General features: G+C 44.4%; 8 protein-coding genes and 2 pseudogenes. 2 read left to right on the forward strand and 8 right to left on the reverse strand.

Going from position 1 to position 12,580, the window contains the following annotated elements; all coding sequences use genetic code 11:
- Together RUMTOR_RS07505 and RUMTOR_RS07510 are read right to left on the reverse strand one after the other, a co-directional pair.
- Positions 1-229, reverse strand: a pseudogene (locus RUMTOR_RS07505) (hypothetical protein); the annotation flags it as partial.
- A 356-nt stretch (positions 230-585) separates the two neighbouring features.
- Positions 586-2,230, reverse strand: a pseudogene (locus RUMTOR_RS07510) (Na/Pi cotransporter family protein).
- A 218-nt stretch (positions 2,231-2,448) separates the two neighbouring features.
- Here RUMTOR_RS07510 and RUMTOR_RS07515 point away from each other — a divergent pair.
- Positions 2,449-3,261, forward strand: coding sequence for a hypothetical protein (locus RUMTOR_RS07515; protein WP_004846687.1), 813 nt, complete (start codon positions 2,449-2,451; stop codon positions 3,259-3,261).
- Positions 3,262-3,372: 111 nt separating this feature from the next.
- Here the strand turns inward: RUMTOR_RS07515 and RUMTOR_RS07520 are convergent, their stop codons facing one another.
- Both RUMTOR_RS07520 and RUMTOR_RS07525 read right to left on the reverse strand, forming a co-directional pair.
- The gene (locus RUMTOR_RS07520) at positions 3,373-3,729 is read right to left on the reverse strand and encodes a SpoVA/SpoVAEb family sporulation membrane protein (RefSeq protein ID WP_004846688.1); all 357 of its coding nucleotides are present in this window, start codon (positions 3,727-3,729) and stop codon (positions 3,373-3,375) included.
- Between the two features lie 90 nt (positions 3,730-3,819).
- Positions 3,820-4,866: a stage V sporulation protein AD gene (locus RUMTOR_RS07525; protein WP_004846691.1), complete on the reverse strand. Its 1,047-nt coding sequence runs from the start codon at positions 4,864-4,866 to the stop codon at positions 3,820-3,822.
- Between the two features lie 233 nt (positions 4,867-5,099).
- On the opposite strand from RUMTOR_RS07525, the gene spoVAC reads away from it, so the two are divergent.
- Positions 5,100-5,561: a stage V sporulation protein AC gene (gene spoVAC, locus RUMTOR_RS07530; protein WP_004846693.1), complete on the forward strand. Its 462-nt coding sequence runs from the start codon at positions 5,100-5,102 to the stop codon at positions 5,559-5,561.
- Here spoVAC and malQ read toward each other — a convergent pair.
- The 4 genes from malQ to RUMTOR_RS07550 all read right to left on the reverse strand — a co-directional run bounded on the left by malQ (position 5,554) and on the right by RUMTOR_RS07550 (position 12,481).
- A complete protein-coding gene (malQ, locus tag RUMTOR_RS07535; protein WP_004846695.1) occupies positions 5,554-7,059 on the reverse strand; it encodes a 4-alpha-glucanotransferase in 1,506 nt (501 codons plus the stop codon). The genes spoVAC and malQ overlap by 8 nt on opposite strands.
- Before the next feature lie 34 nt (positions 7,060-7,093).
- The gene (locus tag RUMTOR_RS07540) at positions 7,094-9,361 is read right to left on the reverse strand and encodes a glycogen/starch/alpha-glucan phosphorylase (RefSeq protein ID WP_004846697.1); all 2,268 of its coding nucleotides are present in this window, start codon (positions 9,359-9,361) and stop codon (positions 7,094-7,096) included.
- 53 nt (positions 9,362-9,414) lie between these two features.
- Positions 9,415-10,431, reverse strand: coding sequence for a molybdopterin-binding protein (locus RUMTOR_RS07545; protein WP_004846699.1), 1,017 nt, complete (start codon positions 10,429-10,431; stop codon positions 9,415-9,417).
- 130 nt (positions 10,432-10,561) lie between these two features.
- Positions 10,562-12,481: an NAD(+) synthase gene (locus tag RUMTOR_RS07550; protein ID WP_004846701.1), complete on the reverse strand. Its 1,920-nt coding sequence runs from the start codon at positions 12,479-12,481 to the stop codon at positions 10,562-10,564.
- Positions 12,482-12,580: the final 99 nt, after the last annotated feature.

Raw genomic sequence — 12,580 nt, forward strand, 5'->3', positions numbered from 1 at the left:
CCCACCTGCATCGAAAGAAATGTCGTTTTGAAAATTCATATAGATCGTATTGTCTACGCGGAATTTCCGGATCTTCGTTCCTTCCGGGAGGGGCTCGTCGTGGATGGCGTTAAAGAGCGCGATTTCATTTGCTTCTGCTGATTCGTCTTCATAGAACAGATCTACGAAGACGCTGTTTTTGATTTCTCTGTTTTCTTTTCCTGTCATAGGCTTCTCCTTTCATGCACATGAACGAGTCCTATGAACTAAGAGAAAAGTTTTCACAATAAACTTTATTTTCTTTCTTAAGAATCAGTATACGAAAAAAAGCGGTGCTCTACAAGACTCTCCATGCAAAAATAATTTTGTTAATCGGGTAACTTTGAGGGAATTCCTCGGACTGACGATACTGTCAGCATTCTCCGCGGACAGACGAGACTGCCGGCGCTTTTCACAGAAAGAATTTCTGTGAGTGGATTTATCATAACATATTTACAAATCAGGAACAATGATATTTTATTACAAGGATCTGCACTCTAACGTCAGTATACGATAAAGAATACGGCTGCACCGCAGCTTTCACTGCCATGCAGCCGGAATAAGTTTTTATTTATTACTTGCCGAAAGCACTTCTTCCGCAATATTTCTTGAGTGATCGGAAATCCTCTCTAAGCCGACAAGCGCGTCAAGAAATACGATTCCCGCCTCCGTATCGCACTGCTTATTTGCAAGACGCTGCATATGATCTGCCCGAAGGCGGATCTCCAGATCATCGGCGCTTCTTTCTTTTTCAATCACTTTCAGCGCCTTCTCCGCACTGTTCTCTTCAAATGCTTCAACCGCATAAGTGAAACTGTCTGAACAGACTTCCAGCATCTCTTTCATTTCTGCTGCCCCGACACCCGAGAACTTCTTTTTTCTGGTTCGCAAGGTTTTCTGCATACTCGGAAATATTTTCACAATAGTCGCTGATTCTTTCGATGTCTGAAACAATCTGAAGAAGGCTTGCCACGTGCTGATGCTCTTTTTCATTAATCGCCAGAGAGCTGATCCGTATCAGATAATCTGTAATTCCCTTGCAGAGCCGGTCCGCGATACTTTCTTCCTCTCGGATCTCGTTCATCGTCTCTTCATCCTGAGTAAATAATACTCGGCGAGTCTTGTCCATCGTTCCTTTTACAATATATCCCATCCGGCATACTTCGCTTACAACAGACTGAATCGCAATACTCGGAGTCTCTAACATCCTTTCATCAAGGAGCACACGGCTTTCATCTACTACTCCGTCTTCCTCTTTCTGGAGTTTTCTTGCCAGTTTGATGATCCAGTCGGATACCGGGAAGAGCAGCAGTGTCGTTCCGATGTTGAAAATTGTATGTACCGTACTGATCTCTGTCTGCGTAATCATACCCGCGCCCATACCCGGGTTGAGCACTTTGAAGAAAAAGATCGCCGCAACACTGAATATGATTGTTCCGATCACATTGAACAAAAGATGCATGATCGCCGCTGTCTTTGCTGTCTTTTTCGCTCCGATACTTGACATGATCGCCGTCACACATGTTCCGATATTCTGCCCCATGATAATATATACCGCCGCATTAAACGGTACAAGTCCTGCTGCCGCGAGACTCTGCAAGATGCCGACCGATGCAGACGAACTCTGGATGATCGCCGTCACAAGCGCACCTGCAAGAATACCAAGGAACGGATTGTGTCCAAGCTTCACGAAAATGCTGCAGAATGCTTCTGATTCCTGAAGCGGCGCAACCGCCGACGACATCGTTGTAATTCCGACGAAAAGGATACCGAACCCTACGATAATGCTGGAAATATCTTTTGATGAACGTCTCTTGCCCGTCAGCATGATGATCACACCGATAATAATCGCAATCGGCGCGAGATTGGCAGGACTTAAAAACTTCGCCCATTCCACACTCGACACGAGCCAGCCCGTTACCGTCGTTCCGATATTTGCTCCCATGATGACGCCCATCGCCTGAGACAGATTCATGATACCTGCGTTTACAAACCCTACGACCATAACTGTCGTTGCCGACGAACTCTGGATCACTGCCGTAATAAATGCGCCGAGCATCACTCCAAAAAGTTTATTTTTCGTCAGCGCTTCCAATAGAGACTTCATCCTGCTGCCCGCGGCATTCTCCAAACCTTGCGCCATGATCTGCATTCCGTAGATAAACATTCCCAAGCCACCCACAAACGGGATGATAATAGATGCATAGTTCATAATTCTACTCTTTCCTCCGTAGCTATAAGAGTTTTTTCATTCACTTTTTTCACATAATTTATGCAGAGCTGCAAAAGTGTGCAACCCTGCATTCTTACGATACCATTATCAGCGTCAAAAAACAACAAAATCTTTGCATTTTCTTAGCGCAATTTTCACAGACGTTTTGTGGATGTAATATACACATAAAAAACTGGCGTTTTCTACACTTTCATGCTATGATGTCGATAAAGCATTATACCGATCCAGAACTGTTGGAAATCAACACCTTAGAAAACGCGATCTATATGGCAATGCAGAACGATGTTTCATTCATGATCGGACTTCGGCTGTCTTTATACGAACATCAGTCAACTTTTAATCCTAATTTACCGCTGAGATATCTGTTTTATATTTCGGACTTATACTCGGGTATGATCGACAAAAACAAATTATACGGTTCACGAAAAATTTTGATTCCGCCGCCGGAATTCGTCATCTTTTATAATGGGATCCAGGATCAGCCGGACCGCCGGATCTTACGATTATCCGATTTATATTCCATACGGGATCAACACTGCAAATTAGAATTAGAAGCTGTCATGCTCAACATTAATCTCGGACATAATCCAGCCTTAATGAATGCATGTACGATGCTGCATCAATACGCAGAGTATACAGACCGGGTTCGTCGGTACACAAAAACAATGTCGCTTGAAGATGCGGTTGAACATGCCATCACAGAATGTATCCACGAAGGGATTTTAAAATCATTTCTTGAGAAAAATCGAGCGGAGGTGAAAAACGTGTGCATTTACGAATATGACGAAGAAGAACATATCCGGCTGGAACGCAGTTACGCCTGGGAAGACGGAAAAAAGGAAGGACTTAAAGAAGGTATTCGGAAGGGCGAAAAAGGGAAAACTTGCAATCTCATTCAGAAAAAACTCGAGAAAGGAAAAACTCTTTCCCAGATTGCAGACGAGCTTGAAGATACGGAAGAAAATATCGGACGCCTGATCGAACAGTTTCATCTTGAAATACCCCAATAACCGAAGCGACTTATATAGAGAAAAACAATTATAATTCTCTGCAGACACAGTGTGTACAGAAATCTTCTTTATTTTATTTTTCTTGATTTCTGTACACATTTTCATAAAAATCTATTTTTTCATTTTCGGTTCAAAGATAAAGGACGCAATATAACCGAAGATCAGCGCTGCGGAAATACCGACGGCACTCGCCTGAAATCCACCCATGAACACACCCATAAATCCATATTTGTCAACAGCTTCTTTCACGCCCTGCCAAAGCACATTGCCGAATCCCGGAAGGGGAACGCCTGCCCCTGCCCCGGCAAGTTTCTGAAACGGATCGTACAGTCCGCAAAATCCAAGCAAAGCTCCGCCACATACTAAAAGCACCATAACCCTTCCCGGCATCAGCTTTGTCCTGTCTAATAAAATCTGCACAGCCGCGCATATAAGACCTCCTACGATAAACGCTTTTACATAATCCATTTTGTTTCACCCTTTCTCTTTTCTACTCTGCTCATTCTTCTTGCTTTTATCATTTTGCCTTCTATCTTCTTGCTTTTTAATTTCCTTATGCTATGCATCGCTTTCCAGAACAATTCCGTGAGCGATCCCCGGTACGCTCGCCCCCTCGTTGAAACTGACGGTAGACATAAGCGCCCCTGTAGGAACAAACAACACCCGCTTCCATTCTCCTTTTTCTAATTTAGGAAGTACATACGATGCCAGCGTTACGGCGGCGCAGCCGCATCCGCTTCCACCGGCATGCGTATCCTGCCGTTCTTTATCAAAAATCGTCATTCCGCAATCCATATGTTTTTCGCATATATCGTACCCTTTTTCTCTGATAAGATCGAATAAAATCGTTCTTCCGATGCTTCCTAAATCTCCTGTAATAATCCTGTCGTAATCTTTTTCTTTTCTTTCCATATCCTGAAAGTTCTGTACAATCGTATCCATGGCCGCCGGAGCCATACACGCGCCCATATTTTGAGAATCCTTCAAGCCATAATCTACGATCTTTCCGACAGTTACTCCTGTAATGCGAATATTAGAAAAGTACGACTTTGTATTTTGTTTTCTGTATTCCTCTGCCGACTGCACAAGAAACGCGCCGCTTCCCGTCACTGTCCAATGTGAAGAAAGAGGTCTCTGATTCGCATATCCTAACGGAAAGCGAAACTCTTTTTCCGCACTTCCAAAATGACTTGATGTGACGGCGATCATCGTTCCTCCGTATCCTGCGGCAGCGCTCATAGATGCAAGCGCAAGCGCTTCTCCTGATGTAGAACATGCTCCGTAGAGGCCGAACATCGGAATCTGCAAAGCCTCTACCCCCATTGAAGTTGCTATTCCCTGCCGCAAAAGATCCCCTCCAAAAAGATATCGGATCTTTTTCAAGTCCACATGTGCCTTTCCTGCCGCAAGAACACACGCTTCTTTCTGCATGTTACTCTCCGCTTCTTCCCATGTCTGTGCTCCGAACAGGTCGTCTTTATCTGTCACGTCAAATAATTTCCCGATTGGTCCATCCGCCTCTTTGCTGCCTGCGACAGACGCAGCGCTGATAAGATACGGCGCTTCCCGAAACATAATGCTTTGCGCCCCTTTTATCTGATCCATAATCCTTCCTTTCCCTGACTCCGTCTTCCATCAGCCATGTTACGCACACATTGCGTTTTACACATGGCGTGGGCTGAACTGTTACAGTTTTATTTTTATTATTTTTATTGTCGGCATATTTGCGAAAAATTATTATGAATTTATATACATATTCGGAAAATTATTTCAGATACTAACAGAAAAGAAATTAAAAACGCGCGTGTTGCGCGAAATGCAAGGAGTGTGTTTCATCTATGGATAAGATACAAAAACTGAAACAAGAAAAACAATATGAACAATATGTAAAAGAAAAAACGCCCCGACATAATCTTTTTCTGAATATGTGCAAAGCGTTTTTCCTCGGCGGGCTGATCTGCCTGCTCGGACAAGTTATTTATCATTATTTTGAATTACGAAATCTTTCTCCCGATGAGTGCAGCCGCTGGATGTCTCTGTCGCTCATCCTTTTAAGCGTTTTGTTCACCGGAACCGGAATTTACCAGAAACTTGCAGCCTGGGGAGGCGCCGGAGCGCTCGTGCCGATCACCGGATTCGCAAATTCAGTAGCTGCCCCTGCCATCGAATACAAAAAAGAAGGTCAGGTATTCGGCATCGGATGTAAAATTTTTACGATCGCCGGTCCTGTTATCCTGTACGGTATTTTCACAAGCTGGGGACTGGGACTGATCTACTGGTTCGGAACTTTATTTAAGTAAAACGCAGCCGTCCGTATATTTTTGTCATTCGCTCCATCTCCCGAACTGTCCCTTCATCCGGCTCTCCCGGTTTCATACGCCATTCCCAATTCCCGCCAAGTGTGGACGGCGTATTAATTCGTGCATCGCTTCCAAGTCCCAGATAATCCTGCATCGGAACGATGCACAGATCCGCCGCGCTTCCCATTGCCATAGCAATAAAATCTCCCGCAAGCGTATCTTCATCAAGACGGGGCTTATACATGTATTCTTTTGCAAACTGCCGTGTTGATCCTGCCGCCGTGTGATACCATCCTTTTGTCGTATCATTATCGTGAGTTCCCGTATATACAACGCAGTTTCTTGTATATGTATGCGGGAGATAGTTTGAATCTTCCCTTGAATCGAATGCAAACTGAAGCACTTTCATCCCCGGAAATCCACTTTCTTTTAAAAGCTGTATCACACTCGGAGTTAAAAAGCCGAGATCTTCGGCAATAATCCTTTTTCTGCCGATCTTTTCTTCCAGCGTCCGGAACAGCTCTATCCCCGGTCCCGGCATCCACTTTCCGTGTACTGCCGTTTTTTCTCCGTACGGAACAGCATAATATTCATCAAAACCGCGGAAATGATCGATCCGCACGACATCATACAGCCGGAAACAGTGTTCGATCCTGCGAATCCACCAGTCGTACCCTGTTTTTTTATGATATTCCCAATCGTAGAGCGGATTCCCCCACAACTGTCCTGTCTGCGAAAATCCATCCGGCGGACATCCCGCAACATCGATCGGTTCAAGAGCGTCATTAAAACGGAACATCTCCGGCGCCGACCATGTATCCGCGCTGTCAAACGCAACATAGATCGGAATATCTCCGATAATCTCTATGCCGTTTTCGTTCGCATAAGAGCGAAGGCGTTTCCACTGTCTGTCAAATTCATATTGCTGAAATTTGTAAAAGGCAATCTGACGCGACAGCTCTGCTTTTGCATTTTCAATCGCCTGTGACTCTTTGTTTTTAAGCGGTTCTTCCCATTCATTCCAACTCACGCCGCCGTTTCGGTCTTTGATCGCCATATAGAGGCTATAATCTTCCAGCCAAAATTGATTTTCCGAAACAAATGCGCGGTATTCGTCATTTTCTCCAAAACGCGAAAACGCTTTCTCAAGTATTTGAAACCGTATCTTATATATTTTTTCATAATCTATCTTATCTTCCCGTATTCTCTCACATCCGTATTCGCACTCCTGCGCTGTCAACAAACCTTCTCCTGTAAGCGTTTCAAGATCGATAAAATACGGATTGCCTGCAAATGTAGAAAAAGACTGATACGGAGAATCTCCGTATCCGGTCGGCCCTAACGGAAGAATCTGCCAGTAACTTTGCCCTGCCGCCTTAAGCCTGTCAATAAATTGATAGGCTTCTTTTGAAAAACATCCGATTCCATATTTTGACGGCAGTGAAAATATCGGAAGCAGCACGCCGCTTGCCCGTTCCATAACCATCCCCCTTTTCATCAATATACCGTTTTACTAATATTTTTCTTTAATCTTATGATCTTGTTAATTTCCAAATATCTCTATTATACTGTTCAATCGTTCTGTCTGATGAGAAGTAGCCTGCTTCGGCAATATTGACAAGCATCTTTTTCGCCCATTCCTTTTGATCTGTATACGCCGCCAGCGCCTTGTCTTTTGCCTTTTTGTACGCATCAAAATCAAGAAATGTCATAAACCAGTCTTTTCCTATCAGCTCTTTTTGCAGACGCTCCAGACTTTCTTTGCATCCGATCTTCATCATCTGTTTTTCTGTAATGAAATCAACCGCCGCTTTGATCTTCGGATTCTTTTTATAATAATCTTTTGCCGAATAATCCGCTTTTTTATAATGTTCGATTACTTCGTCGCTTGACGCTCCGAACACGAAAATATTATCGTCTCCTACAAGTTCATGTATCTCTACGTTTGCCCCGTCCTCTGTACCGAGAGTGACTGCACCGTTTAACATAAACTTCATATTCCCCGTGCCGCTTGCCTCTTTTGACGCAAGAGAGATCTGCTCGGATATATCACATGCAGGAATCAGTTTTTCAGCCTTTGTCACATTATAATTCTCTACCATGACAACTTTCAGATAAGGACTTACTTCCGGATCATTATTAATGATCTCCTGCAGGCAAAGTATAAGATGAATGATATCCTTTGCGATCACATATGCCGGAGCCGCTTTCGCCCCGAAGATCGCTGTGATCGGAGTTTTCGGAAGAATCCCCTCCTTGATCTCCAAATATTTATCAATAATATACAGTGCATTTAACTGCTGCCGTTTATACTCGTGAAGTCTTTTTACCTGAATATCGAAAATCGTATCTGCGTCTATCTCTATTGCCTGTGTCTCTTTCAGATACGCGGCAAGATCTTTTTTATTTTCTTTTTTAATCTCTAAAAGGCGTTTCAAAACAGTCTCGTCGTCTTTGTATTCAAGCAGTTTGACAAGTTTAGAGGCATCTTCTTTATACTCGTCTTTGATTGTTTCATCAAGCAGCGCCGTAAGACGCGGGTTGCAGTGAAGAAGCCATCTGCGGAACGTAATCCCGTTTGTTTTATTATTGAATTTATCAGGATAGATTTTATAAAAATGATTCAGTTCCGATTGTTTTAAGATGTCCGTATGAAGCGCCGCCACTCCGTTAACGCTGAATCCGTAATGAATGTCGATATGCGCCATATGAACAGTATCGTTTCTGTCTATGATGGCTGTTGATTCATCGCTGAATCTTCTGCGAACTTTATCATCAAGTATCTCAATGATCGGAACGAGCTGCGGCACAACCTTTTTTAAATATCCGATCGGCCATTTTTCAAGCGCTTCTGCCAAAATCGTATGATTCGTATACGCGCATGTACGGGATACGACATCGATCGCTTCATCGATATCAAGCCCTCTTTCCACAAGAAGCCGGATCAGTTCGGGAATGACCATTGTAGGATGAGTGTCGTTGATCTGGATGACAGCATAATCCGGCAGATCATACAATGTACTTCCTTTTTGCACACATTCATCCAAGATCATCTGTGCGGCGCTGCTTACCATGAAATACTGCTGATAAATGCGCAGAAGCCTTCCTTTTTCATCGCTGTCATCAGGATATAAAAACAACGTCAGATTTTTTGCGATATCTTCTTTATCAAAATGAATTCCGTCTTCCACGATTCCCTCATCAACAGAATCGATGTCAAAAAGGTGCAGTTTGTTTGTCTGATCATGATATCCCGTCACTGCGATATCGTACATTCTTGCATTAACTTTCAATCCTCTGAAAGAAACCGGATAGACAACATCCGTTTTTGTCAGCCATGACTGTTTCTCAATCCACGGATTCGGAAGCTCTTTTTGAAGATGGTCTTTAAACTCCTGTTTGAACAGGCCGAGGTGATAATTCAGTCCGATCCCGTCTCCGGGCAGTCCGAGTGTTGCGATCGAATCAAGAAAACATGCCGCCAGTCTCCCAAGCCCTCCGTTTCCAAGAGATGGCTCCGGCTCAACCTCCTCGATCTGACATATATCTTTTCCGTTTTGAAAGAGCATTTCTTTTACTTCATCATAAATACCGAGATTGATCATATTGTTTGACAACAGTTTTCCGATCAAAAACTCTGCCGAAATGTAATAAAGCTTCTTTTTCCCTGCAGCTCTTTCTTTTCCTGCCGCCAGTTTCTGCACAAACAAAAGCAACGCTTCATAAATCTCTCTGTTTGATGCCTGCGCCACAGATTTACTCATATACAATTCTAATTCTTCCTGTATACCGGTTCTCATTTTACTACCTCCGAAAATTTTCCTCTCATTCCTTTTATGATTTATTTTTCTTCCTATTTTCCGAAACTGCAGTTCGGGAAAGTACACACCGGACAGTTCAAACACAAACCGCCTTCTCCGAGCGCGGTAAAATCTTCTGCTTTCAGCCGTTCCCCAGCCGCAATTCTCGGCAGTATCAGATCGAATATCGTCCGTTTTGCATACATTACGCATCCGGGGAGTCCCATGATCGGAACTTTTCCTGCATATGCGAGCATAAACATCGCGCCGGGTAAAACCGGAGCTCCATAAGTGATCACTTCATCTGCCGCATTTCGGATTGCAAGAGGTGTACGGTCATCAGGATCAACGCTCATTCCTCCGGTGCAGACAACCAGTTCCGCCCCCTGTTCGATCCACTTTTTCACAGCTTCTGTAACCATATCGGCATCGTCACTGCAAAGAGTATCGCCGATTACTTCCATACCGCACTCTCTTAGTTTTTCTTTTACAACAGGAGTAAATTTATCTTCGATCCTTCCGTGATACACTTCGCTTCCGGTTGTCACGACCGCCGCTTTCATCTGACAAAACGGCAGAATCGTAAAAATCGGTTCGTTTCCGCACATCCGGTTAACCTGTTCCATCTTTTCTTCTTCGATCACGAGAGGTACGACACGCATTCCTGCGACCTTGTCTCCTTTTTTCACAGGAAAATTCCCGTGGCGTGATGCGATCACGATTTGTCCTAACCCATTTACCGCGTTCAGTTTTTCTTTATCAACTTTAAGCAATCCGTCTGTTTCCGCCGTCAGCTCAATCTTCCCTTCTTTCGGCTTTGACGCTTTCAGAAATCTCCCCTGACATACTCGTCTTAAAACTTCCGCCGCCTCGTTTTCATGAAGCATTCCTTCTTGTTTCTCCCATACATACAGATGCTCTTTTCCAACCGAGAGCAGTACCGGAATATCCTCTTGCGTTACCACATGCCCTTTTCGGAAAACTGCGTCTTTTACAACGCCGGGAATGATTTGTGTAATGTCATGGCAGAGTACACTTCCGACCGCTTCTTCTGTCTTGATCAGTTTCATATATTCTCACACTTTCCCACTCATTTTATATAACAGTTCCGTCAACACCTCGTTTCCCAAAGAGATGTTCCGATGATTCCTGTTGTTTCTATCTATCCTTGTTGTTTCCGGTTATTCCTGTTATTTACAGTTATTGCAGTTGTTCCAACTCTTTCAGCCATAACGCCGCGCATGCGTCGCTTGGCATTCTCCAGTCGCCTCGCGGCGAAAGAGCTACGCTTCCGACTTTCGGTCCGTCCGGCAGACAAGAACGTTTGAACTGCTGCGAGAAAAATCTACGATAAAATATTTTCAGCCATTTCAAAATCGTCTCTTTTTCATAAACGCCTGCAAACGCATTCACCGCCAAAGTAAAAATTTTCTCCGGTGAGAAACCGAAGCGGAGCATATAATAAAGGTAAAAGTCATGCAGTTCGTACGGTCCGACAAGATCTTCTGTTTTCTGTGCTATGTCTCCGTCTTTCGGCGGAAGAAGTTCAGGACTTACAGGCGTATCAAGCACATCATAAAGCACCTGTCTTAATGATTCATTTTCTGTTGTATCCGCCGCATGCTGAACAAGATGACGCACAAGCGTTTTCGGTACAGACGCATTGACGCCGTACATAGACATGTGATCTCCGTTATATGTCGCCCACCCTAAAGCAAGCTCCGACATATCGCCTGTTCCGATCACCATACCGGCTTCCCGATTCGCAATATCCATAAGCACCTGAGTCCGCTCTCTTGCCTGTGCATTTTCATAAGTTACATCATGCACATCGGGATCATGTCCGATATCTCTGAAATGAACGTTCACCGCTTCTCCGATCGGCACTTCAATCAACGTCGCTCCGGTCTGTCTCGTCATCTCACACGCATTATTATATGTGCGGTCTGTTGTCCCAAAGCACGGCATCGTAACCGCAATAATCTCTTTTTTATCCCGTCCCAGCATATCGAACGCCTTTGCCGTGACAAGCAGAGCCAATGTAGAATCCAGACCGCCCGAAATGCCGACAACCGCTGATTTTGCATTCGTATGCGACAACCTTTTTTTCAGACCCATTGCCTGAATTGTCAAGATTTCGTCACAAATATGCGCTCGCGCCGCCTCGTCAGACGGCACGAACGGATGCTGTGAAAAGTTTCTCGTAAGAACAGTATCGCATATTCCCACATGAAACGGCACAACTACCGGACAACCGCAATTTAGCTTTTCCGGTGAAAACGTCGTATTTTTACGTCTCTCTCCTACAATTTTTTCAAGATCGATCTCTGAATAAATGATCTCGTTTTTATAACGTTCTGACTGCCGGAGGATCGTTCCGTCTTCCGCAATGATATTATGTCCTCCGAAAACGAGATCCGTCGTTGACTCTCCTTCTCCCGCGTTCGCATAGACATATCCCGCGATCAGGCGCGCGGACTGACCTGCGATCAGACGGGTTCTGTAACTTCCTTTTCCGACCGTTTCGTCACTTGCAGAACAGTTGACAATGATCGTCGCTCCTGCCAAAGCCTCCTCAATACTCGGAGGAACAGGAGACCAGACGTCTTCGCATATTTCCGCGCCTACTATAAGATCCGCCGTCTCATCATCCTGAAACAGGATCTTCGGCCCGAAAGGAACCTTTTCTCCGTCAAACTGAATCCACCTCACACTGTCCGGTCCCGGAGTGAATTGACGCATCTCGTAAAACTCTCCGTAATTGGGAAGAAATGTTTTCGTTGTAAATCCGATCACTTTTCCATCGTTGACTGCCGCCGCCGTGTTATAAAGTTTCCCGCCTTCTGTAAGCGGCATTCCTACAAACGCCAGAATGTTTTTGCCTTTTGTATGCCCTGCAATCTTTTTCACTGCGCCGTATGCCGCGTTCAGCAAAACGTTCTGCGTAAAAAGATCTCCGCATGTATATCCTGTTACGCATAATTCGGGAAATGCGACGATCTTCGCCCCTTTTTCATATGCCTGATCGATCGCCCTGCATATCTGTTCTGTATTATATTCCACATCTGCCACTCGAATATCAGGCGTGGCAGCCGCTACTTTCACAAAACCATGTCTCATCTTTAACTCCACCTTTCCGCTCCCGGCTTTTCTGGTTTCCCCATCATCGGCACAAGCCGTCTTACTCTATTTTCTATCTTCATCCGTAATAACTGTTTT

The organism is [Ruminococcus] torques ATCC 27756 (assembly GCF_000153925.1).
In the GTDB taxonomy this organism is placed as follows: Bacteria; Bacillota; Clostridia; order Lachnospirales; family Lachnospiraceae; genus Mediterraneibacter; species Mediterraneibacter torques.

Bases quoted from the DNA above. Each gene is read 5' to 3' on its own strand.
- RUMTOR_RS07515 (WP_004846687.1), top strand. From the start codon at position 2,449: ATGATGTCGATAAAGCATTATACCGATCCAGAACTGTTGGAAATCAAC.
- RUMTOR_RS07520 (WP_004846688.1), bottom strand. From the start codon at position 3,729: ATGGATTATGTAAAAGCGTTTATCGTAGGAGGTCTTATATGCGCGGCT.
- RUMTOR_RS07525 (WP_004846691.1), bottom strand. From the start codon at position 4,866: ATGGATCAGATAAAAGGGGCGCAAAGCATTATGTTTCGGGAAGCGCCG.
- spoVAC (WP_004846693.1), top strand. From the start codon at position 5,100: ATGGATAAGATACAAAAACTGAAACAAGAAAAACAATATGAACAATAT.
- malQ (WP_004846695.1), bottom strand. From the start codon at position 7,059: ATGAAAAGGGGGATGGTTATGGAACGGGCAAGCGGCGTGCTGCTTCCG.
- RUMTOR_RS07540 (WP_004846697.1), bottom strand. From the start codon at position 9,361: ATGAGAACCGGTATACAGGAAGAATTAGAATTGTATATGAGTAAATCT.
- RUMTOR_RS07545 (WP_004846699.1), bottom strand. From the start codon at position 10,431: ATGAAACTGATCAAGACAGAAGAAGCGGTCGGAAGTGTACTCTGCCAT.
- RUMTOR_RS07550 (WP_004846701.1), bottom strand. From the start codon at position 12,481: ATGAGACATGGTTTTGTGAAAGTAGCGGCTGCCACGCCTGATATTCGA.